Annotated in this window: 12 protein-coding genes and 3 pseudogenes; 8 read left to right on the top strand and 7 right to left on the bottom strand. The window is 65.8% G+C overall.

Annotated features, from left to right (window positions below):
* Positions 1–271 precede the first annotated feature (271 nt).
* Together AC07CM_RS48595 and AC07CM_RS48590 are read right to left on the bottom strand one after the other, a co-directional pair.
* Positions 272–406, bottom strand: a complete 135-nt coding sequence (locus AC07CM_RS48595; protein ID WP_478883003.1) for a hypothetical protein — start codon at positions 404–406, stop codon at positions 272–274.
* A 543-nt stretch (positions 407–949) separates the two neighbouring features.
* Positions 950–2,662: a PucR family transcriptional regulator gene (locus AC07CM_RS48590; RefSeq protein ID WP_478883002.1), complete on the bottom strand. Its 1,713-nt coding sequence runs from the start codon at positions 2,660–2,662 to the stop codon at positions 950–952.
* 508 nt (positions 2,663–3,170) lie between these two features.
* On the opposite strand from AC07CM_RS48590, the gene AC07CM_RS48585 reads away from it, so the two are divergent.
* From AC07CM_RS48585 to AC07CM_RS48570, 4 genes and pseudogenes are all read left to right on the top strand, one after another.
* Complete coding sequence (locus AC07CM_RS48585) at positions 3,171–4,559, top strand: aspartate aminotransferase family protein (protein ID WP_478883004.1); 1,389 nt, start codon at positions 3,171–3,173, stop codon at positions 4,557–4,559.
* A 299-nt stretch (positions 4,560–4,858) separates the two neighbouring features.
* Complete coding sequence (locus tag AC07CM_RS48580; RefSeq protein ID WP_478883001.1) at positions 4,859–6,232, top strand: MFS transporter; 1,374 nt, start codon at positions 4,859–4,861, stop codon at positions 6,230–6,232.
* A gap of 299 nt (positions 6,233–6,531) precedes the next feature.
* A pseudogene (locus AC07CM_RS48575) lies at positions 6,532–6,708 on the top strand (IS5/IS1182 family transposase); the annotation flags it as partial.
* A gap of 192 nt (positions 6,709–6,900) precedes the next feature.
* Positions 6,901–9,420, top strand: a complete 2,520-nt coding sequence (locus AC07CM_RS48570) for a CehA/McbA family metallohydrolase (protein WP_478883000.1) — start codon at positions 6,901–6,903, stop codon at positions 9,418–9,420.
* A gap of 332 nt (positions 9,421–9,752) precedes the next feature.
* Here the strand turns inward: AC07CM_RS48570 and AC07CM_RS48565 are convergent.
* The 3 genes and pseudogenes from AC07CM_RS48565 to AC07CM_RS48555 all read right to left on the bottom strand — a co-directional run.
* Positions 9,753–10,113, bottom strand: a pseudogene (locus tag AC07CM_RS48565) (IS701 family transposase); the annotation flags it as partial.
* Between the two features lie 204 nt (positions 10,114–10,317).
* Positions 10,318–10,614: a transposase gene (locus AC07CM_RS48560; protein WP_478882999.1), complete on the bottom strand. Its 297-nt coding sequence runs from the start codon at positions 10,612–10,614 to the stop codon at positions 10,318–10,320.
* Positions 10,615–10,639: 25 nt separating this feature from the next.
* Entirely contained in the window at positions 10,640–11,779 is a 1,140-nt protein-coding gene (locus tag AC07CM_RS48555; protein WP_478882998.1) for an ABC transporter substrate-binding protein, read from the bottom strand.
* A gap of 878 nt (positions 11,780–12,657) precedes the next feature.
* Here AC07CM_RS48555 and AC07CM_RS48550 point away from each other — a divergent pair.
* Both AC07CM_RS48550 and AC07CM_RS48545 read left to right on the top strand, forming a co-directional pair.
* Positions 12,658–12,780, top strand: a pseudogene (locus AC07CM_RS48550) (WhiB family transcriptional regulator); the annotation flags it as partial.
* Positions 12,781–13,033: 253 nt separating this feature from the next.
* Complete coding sequence (locus tag AC07CM_RS48545; protein WP_478882997.1) at positions 13,034–13,558, top strand: hypothetical protein; 525 nt, start codon at positions 13,034–13,036, stop codon at positions 13,556–13,558.
* A 577-nt stretch (positions 13,559–14,135) separates the two neighbouring features.
* On the opposite strand, the gene AC07CM_RS48540 is transcribed toward AC07CM_RS48545, so the two are convergent.
* Positions 14,136–14,633: a polysaccharide deacetylase family protein gene (locus AC07CM_RS48540; protein WP_478882996.1), complete on the bottom strand. Its 498-nt coding sequence runs from the start codon at positions 14,631–14,633 to the stop codon at positions 14,136–14,138.
* 561 nt (positions 14,634–15,194) lie between these two features.
* Here AC07CM_RS48540 and AC07CM_RS48535 point away from each other — a divergent pair.
* Both AC07CM_RS48535 and AC07CM_RS48530 read left to right on the top strand, forming a co-directional pair.
* A complete protein-coding gene (locus tag AC07CM_RS48535; RefSeq protein WP_478882995.1) occupies positions 15,195–15,446 on the top strand; it encodes a hypothetical protein in 252 nt (83 codons plus the stop codon).
* 12 nt (positions 15,447–15,458) lie between these two features.
* Entirely contained in the window at positions 15,459–17,189 is a 1,731-nt protein-coding gene (locus tag AC07CM_RS48530; RefSeq protein ID WP_478882994.1) for a PucR family transcriptional regulator, read from the top strand.
* Positions 17,190–17,545: 356 nt separating this feature from the next.
* Here AC07CM_RS48530 and AC07CM_RS48525 read toward each other — a convergent pair whose 3' ends face one another.
* Positions 17,546–17,818 carry a hypothetical protein gene (locus AC07CM_RS48525; protein WP_478882993.1) on the bottom strand — a complete coding sequence of 91 codons (273 nt, stop codon included), beginning with the start codon at positions 17,816–17,818 and terminating at the stop codon, positions 17,546–17,548.
* Between the last annotated feature and the right edge of the window lie 306 nt (positions 17,819–18,124).

The following is an 18,124-nucleotide window of genomic DNA, read 5'->3' as shown; positions in this document are numbered from 1 at the left end:
GAGCGGGGAGAAATCTGGCCGTACCCGGGGAATCCCGTGGCCATCAGTGGGGCGGTAAATGGCCGCCTATGGGGAGCTTGTCATGGCCGCCGTCACGTGGTGCGCGGACGGCGTCTGGCCTGGCGTTGAACTGCTCGAGACGACCGGCTCGTCGCGGAATCTTTGCCATCGAGACCGACTCGCGGCCGGCCAGCCGGTGATTCTTCGACACCGCCATGACCAGGTGCTCGGTCCTCAGGGCATGTGTCTCGATCCCTGCGCGGACGATGTCTCATCGGCCGATGCCGATGTCCGGTTCGCCGCACAGCACGCCGCTCATCGTCGGCTGGTCGACGTCGCTGCTGATCAGGCGGCGGAATGTGTGGTTGTGCAGGCTGATGTCGATGTCGGAAAAGTCCTGGCGCACCGCGGTGGTCAGCCGCGCCGCCAGAGCCCTGTTCGGCGCCGGAATATCCGATCCGCACGCGACCGATCACGCCCGTGCGGGACGCGGTCGCGTGCGGGCTTGGCTCGTTTCACCCGTCGAGACTCGGCGGTTGGACGAGCGCGGCCCCGGCCGCGGTCAGCCGAACAGACCTCGCTAAACGGAGCTGGCCGACGCCGATCACGGTGCCGCAGTGAAGGCCGCGGTGGCGAGCCGCCTCGGTAACGCCGGGTAGGCCTGTATGGCAATGAAGAACCTGCACGAGACGGCTTACCGTGTATGGATACTTTGGACTCCGGAGAGGAACCGTATGAGCGGGTCCAGTCCGGCGACGTTGCTCGCGTGCAGCGAGCGCTGCCGGCCATGCTCGACGACATGAAGCGCTTGTATGGTGTGAAGCGCAGTCGAGCGATGTGTCCACCGTCGTACCCCAGCTCGGCAGCACCCATCTACGAGCAGCCTCCGAAGACGACCGCGCTCTGCGAGGGGGAGCCGAAGGGCTGATCCAGGGTTGGTGCGTGCGGATCAACTCTGTCCGGCTTGAGAGTCTTCACAGTCGTCCGGCCAAAGTAGTTCAGCCGGGAGCTTAGAGGGTGCTTTGACGCGGGACGCAGCCACGCGCAGCGCGAGCTGAAGGCCGAGGCGTGTGTCCTCGTTGTCGAGGCTCGCCCCGAGAAGATGCTCGATCCTGGCGAGCCGGTGGTACAGCGATTGGCGTTCGAGGTGGAGTCGGCGCGCGGCCTCGGCCTTGTGGCCGCCACAGGCCAGATAGGTCTCGAGCGTGGGCAGTAGTTTGTTTTTGCGGCGGGCGTCATGCTCCAGCAGCGGCGCTAGGCGCCGCTCGGCGAAGCGCCTGAGCTCGCGGGAGCTTCCGAGCTCCCATAGCAGCCGTCCGAGGTGCGGACTCGTGACATCGTGCCAGGTGGGGCTGGAAGACGTGGCGAGCGCAGCCGGAAGCTCTTCGATCACCTCGCCGAAAGCGTGCCCCAGGCCCGTCCACGAGCTGGCCACCGCGCCGACCGTCATGGCCCACTGGCCGTGTGAGCCGAGGTGCCGTCGGGCAGCGACACTCGTCGCCTGGAAGATGCGGTCGGCGATGCGGGTGCGGTCGGCGGGTTGCGGGATTCCTGCCGCGAGGAGGATGCGCCGGTCGTGCGGCTGGACACCGGCCATCAGGGGCACCCCTGCGCTCTCGTCGAGTTCGCGCCATACATCGCGCGCGATCAGCGCCCAACTCCCCTCTTCGGTGCCGCTCAACTGTAGTCCCGCAGCGCCGTATCCCACCGCCACTGGCAACAGGAACGCGGGCGGCCTGAATCCAATCGCGCGCGTGCGCTCGCGGGCTTCGAGCTCGTCCATTGCTCCCGTAAGCAGCTCGGTGAAGACACTGCCGCGTTCGCGCGCCGCCAGTATCTCCTCCTGCCGGTTGCGTAGGAGGGTCAACGCGATCAGTCCGACAGCGCGCTCCACTGCGACGCGGTCGAAGTCCTCGAGGGATGAGTCCAGCTCGAGCGCGACCAGCCGGCCCCAGCTCTCGCCCCCGGCGGTGGGCACGCGCACGCCAAAAGAGGACCGCGTCTGCGGCAATCCGGACCTGGCGAGGTTCCAAGCCGCAAGGACGTCGTGATCGCTTGCCCGGTAGGCGGCGTGGTACAGCACCCCTTGCCCTGACTTCTCCAGCACGACCGGGTTGTGAATAGCCTCCGCCAGCGCGGCCAGCACCTCCGGGATGCCTGCCCCCTGCAGCATGAGCTCGGTAAAGCGCTCGTGGAGCTCATTTCCGCGCCGCATCAGCACGAATTGGTGGCTCACGATCTCCCGGTGGATCGCCTCGGTGATCTCGACGAACGGCACCTCGGCATGCAGCGCCACCAGCGGCATGCCCACGCGCTCGGCCTCGGCCGTGAGGATCGCGGGCATGCTGTCGAAGATGACACCGACCTCGATGGCCAGTGCGGTGACACCGCGGTTGGCCAGCGCCTCCACGAACTGCACCTGGGCGGCGCGAGAGGAGCCGATCCCCATCCCGGCCGTGAGGAGCAGCTCTCCGCCCTTCAGGAGCGAAGCCATGTTCGGTACCTCGCCGGCGTGGACCCAGCGGATCGGACGGTCCAGGTTGCCGTGTCCTGCCATCACCTCGGGCAGCCCGCGCCGCATCGCCGGGAGTTCCAGGGCCCTGGCGACCGTAATCGACGAGAGTTCGACGCCCTCAAGCCTCGACTCCGCAAACGCGCGCATGGCTGACCATAAAACGTAACCACGAGAGCGGCAACTGAAGCCGTACGCATGACGTTCCGTCAAACCACTCGCCGAGTTTCCTGACGTTCAGCGCCTTGTCGTTCTGGCCGCTTGGGCGCCAAGCTTTCCGCCGAGTCAACGACGACCTGAGCCGGATTTTGATCTTGGCCACGATAGGCATTTCTACCCGATTTGCCGCATTAGCCGCCTACATGTGCGGCCTGTCACGCCTGGAAGCTGCCCACCGGCGAGAACCTTCCGCTCTGAAAAGGCCAGATGCTATTAAGCGCCAATAAGCGGATGAAACGGGCGCGGGGGGTTGATGCCCGGAAGGTCGCGAAGGTGCACATGGCGTGCGAATCACACCAAGTGGTTGGCCATCAACAGTGACTGAGCCCCCCCGAGGAATGATCAACTTGACGCAACAACTTCGCACCCCCGAAGCGCTGCCCCGTGCGCTCGAGCCGTCAACGCTTCGCGATCACCTGGTGGTGAGGTCGTCGTGGGCATGACGACTGGCCAACTGCAACGTGCCGCGCGCGAGCACCTGTTGCTGCACTTCAGTGCCAACGGAGCGTTCGGCCCGGCGGGTACTTCGCTGCCTGTGCTGGAGCGCGGAGAGGGCCCTTACGTCTATGACACCGATGGTCGACGCTATGTGGACGGCCTGTCGAGCCTGTTCTGCTGTCAGATCGGCTACACCTTCGGCGACGAGATGGCCGAAGTGGCGGCCGGTCAGCTGAGGCGGCTGTGCTTCAACACGAACTGGTCAACCGCTCACCCGCCCGCCATCGAGCTGGCCGAGCGCCTTGCCGCACTGGCGCCGGCGGGAATCGAGAAAGCGTTTTTCACCAATGGCGGATCCGAGTCCGTGGAGGCTGCCTGGAAGATCGTCCGCCAGTATCACCTCGCGAAAGGCGAGCCGGCCCGCCGCAAGGTGATCGCACGCGACATCGCGTATCACGGTGTCACGCTCGGCGCCCTGTCGTTCACCGGCGTTCCCCGCTTCAAGGAGCCCTTCGGCCCGCCGGCGATCCAGACCCGGCACGTCTCGAACACGAATTCGTTCCGCTCCGAGCGGCAGGGCCAGGAGCTCACCGCGGCGCTGATGGCCGAGCTGGAGCTGGCGATCGCGAAAGAGGGCCCGGAGACGGTGGCGATGGTGATCGCCGAGCCGGTCCAGAACGCGGGCGGCTGCCTCGTACCGGCGCCGGGCTACTGGGCCGGGCTTCGCGAGATCTGCGATCGCCACGGGATCCTGCTCGTCGCCGACGAGGTGATCTCGGGCTTCGGCCGACTGGGCGAGTGGTTCGCTGTGGAGCGCTACGGCGGGAAACCGGACCTCATCACCCTCGCGAAGGGGCTCACCTCCGCGTATGCGCCGATGGGAGCCGTGCTGGTGTCAGAGCGCGTCGCGGAGCCGCTCTACCGGGAAGACGTGTCCCTCCTGCACGGGACCACGTTCGGCGGGCATCCGCTCTCGGCGGCGATCGCCCTGCGCAACATCGAGATTTTCGAACGCGAGGGCATCCTGCACAACGTACGCCGACTCGAGCCCTACCTGCGCCGGCGTCTGGAGGAACGCGTACTTCCGCTACCGATCGTGGGCGACGTGCGTGGCGACGGGTTCTTCTTCGCCGCCGAACTCACGCCGGACGGCGCACAGGGACGCTTCGAGCCGACGGAGGCATCGAGGCTCGTGCGCGAGTTGCTGCCACCCGCGCTGCGCGAGGCCGGGCTCATCGCCAGGGCGGACGACCGTGGCGATCCCGTGCTCCAGATCGCGCCACCGCTCATCTCCGATGAGGTCGTGCTCGACGAGACCGTGGAGGCGATGGCCGCCGCCCTTGAGGCAGTGGCGATGACACTCAAGACCTCGACCGGGGCGTCCGTGTGAGGGTCGGCGTCGAACGTCGAGCAGCTCCGCGCGGAGACACTCGAGGTGTTCTTGCAGGAGCGTCACACTGGCGCCTTCACCGACATCGGCTCGCTTGTCTTGCAATGCACCGCTACGCCGACGTTCAGAGCGGCCCCTGCAGCCACGCTGGCGCTACCGATCTGGGTCGCCCGAGTCTTAGACGGCGCACAAGCCTGCGGTAATCAAAGAAAGGAACTCTCGACCGATCCCAGATCAGCATTGTGGTCTCGACCCTGTTGGCCACCACTTTGATGCAACTACGACCTTAGGAGAGCACCGTGATCAATCCCGCTGTATCAAGCGCGGGCGCGAACTCAGCAACACCGCCCGAATCTGGCAATGGCGCCGCGCGACGCAAAGTACTGTGGGCCGGCGCGATCGGCAACTTCGTGGAGTGGTACGACTTCGGGCTGTACGGCTTGTTCGCCACCACGATCGCCACCGTGTTTTTCCCGGAATCCAACCCCACTGCCGCCCTGTTGTCCACCTTCGCGATCTACGGGGGCGGCTTGGTCGTCCGTCCTCTGGGAGGCATCGTATTCGGCCGTCTCGGCGATAGGATCGGCCGACGCTGGACGCTCCTCCTGTCGCTCATGTTGATGAGTGCCAGCACAGTAGTCGTGGGTCTGCTGCCCGGCTACGCCCAAATCGGCACCGCGGCACCGGTGCTGCTTCTGCTGTGCCGCCTCGTACAGGGTTTCTCAACTGGCGGTGAGTACACCGGCTCGAACATCTTCGTGATCGAACACGCACCCTTCGGCCAACGCGGTCGATACGCTTCGCTCGCCCCGACGGTGGTCAACTCCACTGGTGCGTTCGGCGTTTTGGTGGCCGTGGCGCTGACCTCCATGACGACCCCGGAACAACTGAATTCGTGGGCATGGCGGGTGCCATTCCTGGCGGCGGCGCCCTTCGCGTTGGTGGGCGTGTACCTGCGGCGGCGAGTGCAAGAGTCACCCGTGTTCGACGCTCTACGCACCGAGGGGCGCCTCGAATCCGCACCACTCAGGCAGGCCCTCAAGGTCGCGAAAAAACCCATGTTGATACTGATTGGGTGGGCAAGTGCCAACGCGGTTGCGTCCTACGTCATGACGTTCCTCCTGTCATATCTGACAGTGTCGGTGAAGTTCAGCAAAACCGAATCGCTGATCGTGTATCTGATATACTGTCTTGTAAGCATGGCGGTTTGCCCCCTAGTTGGGTACGCCATCGACCGAGTGGGACGAAAGCGCACCGCGGTCGCTTCCGCACTCGGCATGGGGGTGTGGGCCATCCCTACATTTCTGTTCCTTGAGCACGCCTCCCTACTGGAAGCCTCACTGGTCGTCGGGGTGTACGCACTCTTTTGGAGTGGCGTCGCCTCGACAACCCCCTTGGCTATCGTCGAGTTGTTCCCGGCGCGCGTCCGATCCTCCGCGAGTGCGCTGGCCTATAATATTTCCTACGCCGTGTTCGGCGGGAGTACACCGTTCGTGGCGACATGGCTCGTCGGGCGAGGCCACCTCCTGGGCCCCGGCTACTACCTCGCCGGTCTGTGCGTCGTCGCGGCCGTAGTGGCTGCCATCGGGATCGGGAACCGGCCACAGGCCAACAGCCGGAGCGACGTGATGCAGGTGCCGAGCGAGAGTTCACGCATGCCAGCGCCTGAGTGAGCAGTTAATAAGACTCCGTTAGGTCGTTCGGGCGCTCGTGTTTAGCAGCATGGCTGCTGAGGTTTTCGGCCTAGGGCGATGGTGATCTCGCTGATGGGTGTATCCCGTGGTTCACACCGATTGCTGCTCGAAGCCGCGGCGGAAGTAGTTTGTCGCCGATCGGGGTCTGCCCGGGCCGATCGGCGACGAGGCCGCCCGGTTCGGTCGCGAGTAGGTTTAGCAGGGTCTCGCGTTCGTCGGCCTTGGCCGCCGTCACGCGAAGGCGAAAGGCAACGTCGACGGCCCGCAGAAAGGCCTGACTCGATCGTAGGCAGACCGGACAGCCGGCCAGAGTCGAACTGCGCAGGGTGTTCAACACGATCCTCCACATCAACCGCACGCCCCCCTGGAAATACCTCCCACACGACTCCCCGCACTGCGGCGCCGCCTACGCCACCCGGTGCGACGAAAGAATCTTCGCCCAACTCAAGTACAACCCTGCGGACGCCCCGTTGACGGGCCCCTAAACAGCCGATTTGCAACCAGATCTCAATCAGTGGTTCAGGGCGTCCGGAACGACCGGGTGGCCACTCCTCTCAAGCCACAACAAGGCAAGTACTGATTTATGCCCCTTTGCCCTGGGCGTTCAGGGCATCAGTCCTGAACGCCAACAACCTAAAGGAGCGCCGATGCGGTCTGACGACTACCGAGCACTGGACCTGACGCCGTACGTCAACGCTGCCGACGACGTCGAGGTGCCGGGTGTTGCGGCATGGCGCGGCGCGTCGCTGTTGCGCGGGCTGCCCTTCATGTTCGCTGAGAAGGATGGTGGCGGTCGGTTGCTGCGGCTGGCGCCCGGCGAGTCGGTGGCGCTGCCGCTGCCGCCCGGGGACGGGACAGCGAGGACCGTCACCTTTGCCCACCGAATCCGCGACGATCTCGGTTCGGCGGCCCGGCCGATCGGTCGCCAGAACGCCATCTACGCCTTCACGTTCGCCAACGCTGAGGTCGTGCGTGTGCCGATCCGCGAAGGATTCGAGGTCGGCCCGCCCTGGCTCGGTGACGAATCAAGCTGGGGAATGCGGCCGAGTCTGGCAGTGCCCGACCAGTCCGACACCCTCCCTGATCGGGAACATGGCCCCTTCGCGCAAACGGGCCGTCGGCAGACCGAAGTGGTGGGGGCGGGGCGGTGGGCCGACCGCTGCGCAGACCTATTGGGCGGTTGGCATTACTACCTGTGGACCTGGCTCAGCCCACATCACGACTCTGAACTGATCGAGATCCGGCTCGAGGCCCACGGCGGAATGGTTGAGGTCGGCGGCGTGTGTCTGGGGTTCGTGGACGAGCATCCCTTGCGTCCTGAACCAGCGCGTGTGGTCGTGGCGAACCCACCGGCCGGCTACTCTGGCGACGGTTCGGACCTCGCCGTCGGTATCGACCGCGGAACGGTCGGATACACCACGCCACTCGTGCAACAGCCAGAACCGGGTGATCCGTTCGCAACGTGGGGAGACGCCTCCGACTCGGCGGTCGTCGGCGCATACGCGCGGGTCTCATCGATCGGTTCCGGGACGGTACGCCTCACCGCCGGCGCAGCGACCGGGTCGCAGGCACGGTGGTCGGATCTTCACTCTGCGGGCAACAGAATGGCTGGCCTGCGCGTCACCGAACTCGGTCGCAACTGGGTCCGCACGCAGATCGTCGACGACACGACCGGCCAGCCGATCCCGTGCCGAGTCAACTTCAGTACCCCCGAGGGCGTCCCGTACCAGCCGCACGGGCACCACCAGCATGTCAACAGTGACCTCGCGAGCTGGCACATCGACGTCGGTGCCGACGTGCGGCTCGGCCGCACCACGTACGCATACATCGACGGCCGTTGCGAAGGATGGCTGCCGCGGGGAAACGTCCGCGTCCGTGCGGCGCGAGGCTTCGAGTACCAGCCGCTCGACGACACGATCGCCATAGACGCTGACACTCGCGAACTCACCTTGCGGCTCAGGCGACGGTTCGATCCCAACAAGGACCGCTGGTACAGCGGCGACACCCACGTGCACTTCGTGTCCAGCTTCGGCGGGTTGAAAGAGGCCGCGGCCGAGGGGGTCTCCGTGGTGCATCTGCTGCAGTCGCAGTGGGGCAGCCTGTTCACCAACATCGAAGACTTTCTTGGCCGACCCGTGTCCAGCGACGACGGGAAGACCGTACTGTTCACATCGCAAGAAAACCGCCAGCACTTCCTCGGGCACCTCAGCCTGCTCGGGCTCACCGACCCCGTGATGCCGTGGGGCACCGACGGTCCCAACGAGGCCGAGATGGGCGGCAGCCTGGAAGCGACGCTCTCGGACTGGGCCGACCGCTGCCGCGCGCAGGGCGGTACCGTCGTCATCCCACATTTCCCGCTCCCCCTGGGAGAGCAGGCGACGCTAATCGCCACCAACCGTGTCGACGCCATCGAGACCCTGGCCAGGGAAGACGACCCCGGGTTCGCGCACTACTACCGGTACCTGAACGCCGGATACAGGGTGCCCATCGTCGGCGGCACCGACAAAATGTCGAACGACGTCCCCATTGGCCTGTCCCGGACCTACGTGCGTCTGGGCGCCGACGACGACTTCGGATACGCCTCATGGTGCAACGCACTCAAAGCCGGACGCAGCTACATGACCAGCGGACCCATCCTGGACCTGTCCGTCGACGGGGCGGACATCGGCGACACACTTCGACTTCCGGAGAGCGGTGGCCGAGTCACTGTGCGGGCGAACGCGCAAAGCGTCTTGCCTATGTTCCGGCTCGAGCTGGTGCACTCCGGACGGGTGATTGCCAGCACCGAGAACGAAGCAGGGGCGCACCAATTGCGCCTCGAAGAGGACATCCATGTCGACGGACCGGGGTGGATCTGTGCGCGTGTCGGCGGGGGTGGGCCCGAGCACCTGACCCAGCATCGTGACGTGTGGAAGCGCGCGATCATGGCCCACACTTCCCCGGTGTACCTGGCCTGCGGCGAGCGAGAGAGCCCTGCCGACCGCGAGGCGCTGGAACACATCGGCACACTCGTCGAGCGCGCCCGGTCCTATGTGCTGCACCGCCACGCGGCGCCTGCTGCAGATGTCATGCACCATCACGGCGGCGATCACCGAGAGTTCCTTGTTCGGCCGTTCGATCAGGCTCAAAGAGACATCGCACGTCGTCTTGAACTGGCGCGGCGGTGACCGCGACGGGGTCCCGGTACTGCGACAGAACTACGAAGTACCTCAATGCTGGTGAGTTGGTACTCCAATGAGAGTTCTCCGTTTTCCCTGGTCAGTGGCCTTGTGGCGGGTAGGGTAGCGATGCTTTGGCGGGGGCGGAGCGGTGCTCGCGAGGATGTTCGCGCCGACGCCGCATGTAGTGGCAACGACGTGCGTGTGCTGGGTGTCTGCGGCCGCCATGTCGACCATTTCAGGGCGTGTGCGTGGGACGTAGGATGGTGGCGGGGCGAATTGCCAGCAGATGGCGGATCTCGGCAGGCGTGAGGTCCACGAGGTCGGGCGTGTCCTGTCGGCCCCTTTTTTTCGCGTGCTTGGGCGGCCGTGACGGCCAGGAACGCGTGGGCGAGCATGGCGAGGGTGATGTGCCGGTACCAGCCCACGTAACGCCTCACTTCGTACTGGTCCAGGCCGCACTCGTTCTTCGAGCTCTGGAAGCACTCCTCGATCTTCCAGCGGCAGCCCGCGATGCAGACCAGGTCCACGAGAGTGGCGTCCAGGGGTGCGCAGCGAGGTAATAGGCGATCTCGTCGGGTCTGGTGATGCTGCGGCGCGCGAGCATCCAACTGGTCGTCGTCGGACTCCCGCACGGGCCGGCAGGCGGGCGGCGGCCCAGTCATAGAAGCGCTCGCCCTTGGCTCCCGGTCCGGCGGACAGGCGCTGCCAGGCCTCGGCCGGGGCCTGGAGGCGAGGTGGTCGATGCGCGGTCCAATGAACCTGCCGGGACTTGGGCACGGCGACGATGTAGGAGAGTTGAGAGTCTTCGAGGAAGCGGCGCAAGTGGGAGTCTTGGGCGGCGTCCGCGGAAACCCAGGCGATGGGGGCGACTTCAGTGCCCGAAGGATGGTCGCCCGTGCCAGCTCACCCTTCGGGGCAAAGGGCGCGTTCGTCGGGGATGCCGGCGGCCCGGCATCGTTCCCGGTCGGCCGTCCAGGATTTGGGGAGGTAGAGCTCGCGGTCGACCACGGCGTGGCCTTTGACGGATGAGTAGGCGGCGAAGACGCCGATCTGGCAAATTCTCGGTGCGTCCGGCGGTGCCGGAATACTGGCGTTGCACGCTGGCGGAAACGGTGCCCTTCTTGACGAAGCCGTGTCATCGATGATCAAGACGCCGTCGGGGGTGCCGAGTTGCTCGGCGATGTAGTACTGCAGATCCACACCCGGTTTTCCGCGGGTTGAGGTGTCAGTCCGAGACGGCCTTCGTCCAGCCCCGGGCTATGGTGTCCGCCGCCTTCTGTATCTGCGTATCCGTGGGGGACTGCGGCGTGCCCTCGACGACCGGCAGCCTTGCCGCGGCGGCCTTGTCGAGGGTGCCGTCCTTCTCCATGGCCTTCATCAGCACCGGGCGTGTGTAGCCGCTGAGCCGGAGGTTCTGGCCCTCGGGGCTGAAGAGCCATTCCAGCCACAGACGGGCGGCGGCCGGGTGCGGAGCGTGCTTGTTGATCGCCTGCGCGTAGTACTGGGCGAAGCTGCCGTCGAAGGGGATGGAGACCAGCCATTTCACGTCTTTGCTGCGGAGCGTGTCGGCGTAGCTGAGGTTGAGGTAGTCCCAGTCGATGCTGATGGGCGCCTGGCCGTTCTCGACCGTGGCCACGGTGGGGTGGATGGGGTTGAAGTTGCCCGTCTTCTTGAGCTTGGCGAAGAAGTCGAGGCCGGGCTGGATATCGTCGAACGAGCCGTTGTTCGCGAGGGCCGCTGCGTACACACCGGCGAAGCCGTTTCCGGACGTGGTGGGGTCGCCTGCGAGCGCGACCTTGCCCTTGTACTGGGGCTTCAGTAGGTCGGCGAAGGTCTGGGGACACTGCTTGATGCGCTGGGCGTCGCAGCCGATGGAGATGTAGCCGCCGTAATCGTTGGACCAGCGGGCCTGGGGATCCTTCTGGTTGTTCGGGATCGCGTCGTACGCGGCGACCTTGTAGGGAGCGAGTAGATTCTGCCGGGCTGCTGCCCGCGCGAACGAATCAGCGATGTTTATCACGTCCGGGGCGTTGGCCTGGCCTTTGCGGCTCTTCACGGCGTCGATCTCGGCCAGGCTCGTGGCATACGGGTCCTCGGCCCTGACCGTGATTCCGTATTTCTTCTCGAAGCCGTCGATCAGGGCGCCGTAGCTGGCATATTCGGGCGCGACGTCCATCGCGGTGAGCGTGCCCTCGCGCTTCGCGGCGGTGATCAGTGCGTCCATCCCGCCCGCGTTCTCGGCGGAGGTGGCCACGGACGGCTTCTCAGGTGTGGCGGTGGGGCTGGCGCCGCAGGAGCTCAGACCCAGGGCCGCGAGGACGATGCAGCCAGAGACGGCGACTGCTCGGACAGGAGGTGCGGTCACGAACGTTCCAGGAAGGGACAGGGAACAGGCGCAGGGATAGGGTCACAATCCGTTAACACCAAGGGCACCTCCGTCACTGCGAGGCGTCGTCGCGTGCCCGGCACTGTGCGTCCTTGGCTAGGTATCGACAAACAGCAGATGTAGCAATCCTCAAGGCCAGAGTAACTCGGCCTCTCTCGGCCGGTGATCCCGGCTGATGAGGCCCGAGACGGGTGCGCCTGACCGGCCGCGGTGAGGGCAGCGGCCGGCCGGAAGCGCGGCCCGGCCCTGTTGGGGCGCCCCGCCAGGGTGGCTTCAGCCGGTCGTGTGGGTGAGGCGCTCGCATGACCACCCACGCACCCCTGTCCCCCTTACGACGCTGTGCGTCCCAGGTGTCGAGGACGATGTCGCCGAAGCCTTCCCCGGTCGGGATAGCGCTGTCGTGGAGGGCTTGCTCGGTCCAGATGATCTTGCTGGCTGAGTTTGAGCAGCAGTGCCTGATATTCCTCGGGATGCTGCTCGCGGAGGATCCTCAACCAGACCCGCGCGCCCTGGATGAAGTTCTCGGCAGTCACCTTCACGTGCATGTGCTGGACGACGTAGAGGGCGTCGTCGTACGGCAGCCGCCTCGGTTGGCCACTCTCACCCTGCGCTGACGCGCACCGGTGCTGGCAGCTGCTTTTGTGGCCGAGCTTTCGGCAGGGGCGCGTTAACGGTTGCTGGGCCGCCCGAGCCCGACCCGGCCGGACGCTGGGAGGTATCAACGGCGTTAACGGTTGAGGCGCCGCTGTTGTCGTCTCCCGGATGGGCCCGCCGCTGGCCCGGGGTCTTAACGGCGTTAATAGCTTCTCCGCCTCGGCCTTCTGCTCGCCCCTAGGAAGCCGGCCGATCCGGCGGACGGCGTGTGGGGAGGCATGACCGAACGCGAGCGCCGGGTTTTGCTGCGCCGCCGTCCGGACATCGTCTCCTGGCACAGGGTGCAGGAAGCGCGGCAGGCGTACGAGCGGCCGACTGCTAGGTAACCGCACAACCGACGACAGTACCTGTCTTCGCCTCGGAAAGCTGGCGTGCAGAGGACTTCAGGCATCCGGGCTCTTCGGGTCAACTCCCAAGCAAAACCAGGCATTTAGGCAAGGCTCGCCCATGCTCTGGTAAGGAAAAGGTGCAGGTCACCTGAAGTTCACCGTCCATGTCTACCCGCATAGATCCGGCCGGTGGTGTCATTCCGTCAGCCGCCCGGTACTCGCCTCCGGGCCAAAAGCGGGAGACCCTCACATGCGACCTTTGCGCCGCGTCACCGCCGCCACCACCGCCCTCGGCATGGCCGCCGCCGGCCTCATCATCGCTGCGACCGGTACTGCGCACGCCTCCACCTGTTCCCAGTCCTACCTGCCGCTGCCCGACTCGTCATGCACGCCCGGCTCGTACAACCCCGACGTCACCCAGTCGAACATTCACAGCACCATCTGCGTGTCCGGCTGGACCGACACCGTCCGGCCCCCCACGTCCTACACCAACCCCCTCAAGGCGCAGGGCATCATCGACTACGGGTACTCCGACACCAACATGTCGGACTACGAGGAGGACCACCTCGTGCCGCTGGAGCTCGGCGGTGCGCCCCGCGACCCCGGCAACCTGTGGCCCGAGCCGCACTACGGCACGAAGACCGCCTACACCAAGGACGGCACCGAGACCAAGCTGAAGAACGCCGTCTGCAACGGCACCATCACTCTCTCCGCCGCCCGCAGCGCCATCAAAAACAACTGGACCACCGCACTCCAGGTCACCGGCATCGGCTGACCTCCAGTGAGGTCGCAGGGCGCAGACCCCGCCCGGTGATCGATCCCAAGGGTCTTCGTGCCCCGGGGCGCAGTACGGCGGTGATGTTGCGGGTGGCCACATCCATGGCCGTGTTGTGGTGGTGGTTGCGTGTGACCAGTGACCCAGATGGCTTGGAGTTTCGTGTTTCGCGCCTTCCCGGCCCTGGACGGGCAGGCTCTGGTTGCTGAAGTTTTGGGTATTTTCCGCAACGTGGTGGCTCGGGACGTCGGCGCGATGACGTCCCAGCGACCACGTGCCTCGATGCTCGAGGGCTGGGCTGCCAGTGCCCCTCTTCCAGTCCGTCGGGCTGAGGGGGGACGAACTCGTTGCCGCAGCTGCAGCCGCAGCAGTAGCACAGGTGCGCGGCGGTGGCGAAGGGGATGGCCACGTAGAGCACGCCCGGTTCGAGATGGTCGGGGAAGTGGTCGGCGAAGGCGTGGGCTAGGCGGGTGGTGCTCACCGGCCGTCCTCGTTGCTGAGTGTGTTCCCGTCGATCTGTAGACGCTGTGCTGCTCGCGTTCCAGATCGGGGTAGGACTCGCGGAGCTTCTTCCACTTCATGACCGCGACGGCGGCGTTGAGCGCGTTGAGGCCGGCGACTTGGATGTTGCGCGTGTACTCGTAGGGAGGCGCGGCTGGACCGGACTGGCGACCGCCGAGGTGACGGTCGCGGCGGTGGTGCCGAGCCACTGCTGGGTCTGGAGCCAGTTCAGGAAGGCCGAAAGCAGGGACGGGCTGACCGCGTGCGTTGGGTCGCAGACGTCGCAGACGTGGTGGAAGACGATGGGCACCCAGCCGTCGCCGTTCTGCTGGGCCTGAGTGACGTAGCCCTCCAGCTGTGTCAACGTAGTGGTGGTCTTCACCGAGTCGGAGGTGCGTACGTCGTAGGGATCGGTGGCGGGCACGCTCTCGGCGTTCGGGCATCGGGCGCAGAAACCCGGGTGACCAGGCCGCCGACGCCCCGGGTAGCCGCAAGCGGCGGCGGGCTGCTCGGTCGTGGCGTCGAAGGCGCCGAAGGGGTACGCGAAGTCAGTGACGGTGAAGCCCAGGTTCACCAGCGCCGCGCGCCCGCTGCAGGTCTCGCGCTGCTGGTCGCCGCTGCTGAGTTGGGGCAGATTCGGGTGCGTGCGTGACGGTGTGGTCGGCGACCTCGTCGCTCCGCGGCGCGCGGGGAGGGGCGGGACTCCACGGATGACCGGCCGCCGCCTGGGCAGCCTTGACCAGCCGGAACGACGGTCTGGCTATCGGGGGCCCACGAATCTCTGGCGCCCTGGTGATCTCGACGCACGGTCGCCGTCTCCAGGTCCTCGACGGTTGCGGCGTCAGTGTCCCCCTGGCCCATTACGTGACGTTCGAGGTGGGGAATCGTCTGACCGTTGACACACTCGGAGGCGCGGAGCCCGGCGCGACGGCTGGGCCATCAGCCTGCCTACAAGTGAAAATCTTTACTCTCAATGATCGGAAAAGTCCCTCAAGTAAGCCGACGGATCCTCATTCAAGATCGAGGCGAGTACCCAATCGTGATTATGAGCACGCTTCCGCTTTTGCTGGGAGGCATGCAGGATAAGCGCGAGGTCGCTCCTCGTTTACGCGAGTGCTGATCATTCGTCGGCGACGTGGCCGACGAGCGAGATCCACCGTACGAGGTGATCGGCAAGCCCAAAGAGAATGCATCTGCAACTTACTTACCCGCGTGGTCGACCTCGCGCAGGCCGGCGACGTTGTCCCCTGCGATCAAATTAAACGGCGACGACCCGGCAAGTCCGGGCAGTTTCGTCAAAGCCGTTCTCGTCGCTCGACTGGATGAGCGGCAATCAGTGTGCATCACTCGTTTCGACGAGCGCACGAATCGTTGTGGAAATCCGTGAAGGGCTGCCCCTATGACAGTATTGGACGGCGCGGCTCAGCGCAGTTTGCTCATTGGCAACTGTCGGGGGAGCGCTCAGCTCATCGAGTCCGACGCTGACGAGCAGGTGACGTCGGATTCGGGGCTCGTGGTGGAGGCTGCGCTGAGGCTTCCGCCTCTGAATCATGGGCGTGTCGTGGCCGGCCGGGACGGGATCCGTACGCGTCACGTCCGCTGGGTCTCCGTCATGGAGGGACCGGTTGAAGACTTCGTCGCACCGGGCGAGTTCGTGCTGTCCATCGGAGCCGGCTACGACGAAGCCGGCCTTCATCAATTTGCCAGTGAGATCGCAGATGCCGAAGCAGCCGCTCTGTGTGTTTGTGTGGGCAAGGGCGCTCCGTTCGAGACGGTACCGGCCGGGGTCCTCGAGCTCGGTAACCGGCGCGGGTTTCCGATCATCGAGCTGCCCTGGGAGATCCGGATCGCGGATGTCCTGCGCGTACTGGCGGACCGACTGCTGGCGGAACGTTACACGGCGGCTTCGGCAAGTGACCAGCTGCCTGCCGGCCTCATCGGTGCCCTGCTGCGCACGGACGGCCTCGCGGCGGTGACCGAAGCCGCCGAGACGATGATCGGTCGTCCGGTCGTCATACTCGATGCCGGACTTGGGCCGGTGTCCCTTGGTTCCCGCGCGCAAACCATGCTCAGCCCTGGTGAGCTGGCTGCACGTGTCGCCGACATGCCGGTGCAGACGCAGCAGCAGCTCCGCGCGCGCTTCGAGACGGAGGGGGTAGCGACACTCTCCAGGGTCGAACCCCTTGGCCTGCCGGCTGTGCTGGTGGCGACGGCGCGAGCTCATGATCGGTCACTGGGTTACGTACTCGCCATTGGGGATGGCCGGCACGCCAGCGCCCTTGCCGTCGAACGGCGCGCACTTCAGCATGCGGGCGCCGTGGTTGCCATTGAGCTGCTGCGCCGCCAGGCCGTCGCCGAAGCAGAAGCGCGTGTACATGGCGACTTCCTCTGGGAACTCGGCAGCGGCCAGCTCACCGCCCTGGAGGTCGCGGCCAAGGCCACCCTGCTGGGCTACTCACTCAACCACCGCTACCGGCTCATTCTTGGACAGAGCGAGCATCCTGAGCACGCCAGCCTGCTGGACAACGTCGTCGATCAAGTACGACGGCGGAGAGGCGGCGAGGGCCTCCATGTGACGCGCCGAGGACAAGAAGTCATGATCCTCGTTCCGGACGACGTTCCGCCCATGCTGACTCCGATCAACCTGATCCAGCGCCTGGCTGCGGAACTACCCGAACCGGTGCTCACATGGGGTATCTCCGATCACGCTGTGACCGTGCGCACTCTGGCAGACGGGCTGTCGCGCGCCCGGCATGCCGCTGGGATCGGACGCGCACTCCATGGCCCCGGCGCTGTCAGCGATGCTCGCATGCTGGAGCCGTTCTTCATCTTGGCGACCCTGGCACGCGACCCCGAGGCATCACGCATCGCAACCGCGGCACTCGACCCGCTGGTGCAGTACGACGCCAACTGCTCCAGCCATCTCATGCGCACCTTGGAGATCTACATAGAGGAACTCGGCAACACCAGCTCGGCAGCCCGCCGCTTGTTCCTCAACCGGCACTCGTTGATCTATCGGCTCCGAAAGATCGAAGAACTGACCGGCCGAGACCTCGACCGCGCTGAAGATCGACTGATCCTCGACCTCAGCCTTCGGCTTCGACGCCTAACCGGAGATTCCCGACCATGAGCAAAGCACAACGAGCTGGTCGTACTTGCGCCTTCGCACGTACGAGGCCGCTGCTGCAGCGGGCGTTTTGCTAGATGATGATCGGGTTCGCTTCGGGGCTTCCCGCGGTGGGACTCCCGGAGGGCGAGGGCGTGCGCATTGCATCGGTGGGCCAGATGTCCGTCATCTGCTGGGTCAACCGGACCCTGCGCCGCCTGCCAGTCAAACGCTGCACGGGGTAGACCCGAAAGCCGTGGAGATGCTGGAAGGCGGTTGGCACGTAGTGGAACCGCATTTGACCAGGCCATCCGCGCCGCCGCCCCAGATGCGAAGGTTGACCGTTGGCTGCCGAGGAACAGGTGGCGCCGTCGATCAGTTCACGATCGAATTCCCGGCGCAGGACATGAGTAGGGCACTGTGTCGCACCAGGTCTGCGCCCAGGCGGAGGCGGCGTACTGGTTGGCCACGCGCACGGTGATGCAGATCTCGTCGCCCGAGTACAGGCCGTTGATCGTGTAGCCGGTGTTGCTGGTGGAGTAGACGGTGTCGACGTTCTTCTTCGTGAAGTCGCTGCCCTTGTGGTGTAGTGGATGCCGTAGCGGATCGCGCGGGAGACCGCCGTCCAGCTCGCCTTGATCGGCATGTCGCACGTGCCGACGCAGGAGTTCGTGTACTCGAGCTTGTAGCTCTTCAGATCGGGCGGCGGGGAGCCGGTGAACAGGAAGAAAAGGTGGGCGAACCTCTCGATCAAACGTGCCGCCGGGGTTCTTTCCAGGACAGGCAGGACGGCCCGGCTTGACCCCATACCGCGAGGGCGGTGGCGATGGCGGCTTCACGCCGGGCCCGGCTCCATCCGCATCGCTGCGCCCCGTGGTCGTGTCCTGGGCGCCGTCCGGCAGCCCCGTGCGGGCCGCAGCGAATCGGCATTGTGGCTACTTCGGGTATGAACTGTCCCA

The sequence above is a fragment of the Streptomyces sp. NPDC044061 genome (assembly GCF_056434305.1).
This window is presented reverse-complemented; position numbering and strand designations above follow the sequence as displayed.

Bases quoted from the DNA above. Each gene is read 5' to 3' on its own strand.
- AC07CM_RS48590 (WP_478883002.1), bottom strand. From the start codon at position 2,662: ATGCGCGCGTTTGCGGAGTCGAGGCTTGAGGGCGTCGAACTCTCGTCG.
- AC07CM_RS48585 (WP_478883004.1), top strand. From the start codon at position 3,171: ATGACGACTGGCCAACTGCAACGTGCCGCGCGCGAGCACCTGTTGCTG.
- AC07CM_RS48570 (WP_478883000.1), top strand. From the start codon at position 6,901: ATGCGGTCTGACGACTACCGAGCACTGGACCTGACGCCGTACGTCAAC.
- AC07CM_RS48545 (WP_478882997.1), top strand. From the start codon at position 13,034: ATGCGACCTTTGCGCCGCGTCACCGCCGCCACCACCGCCCTCGGCATG.
- AC07CM_RS48530 (WP_478882994.1), top strand. From the start codon at position 15,459: ATGACAGTATTGGACGGCGCGGCTCAGCGCAGTTTGCTCATTGGCAAC.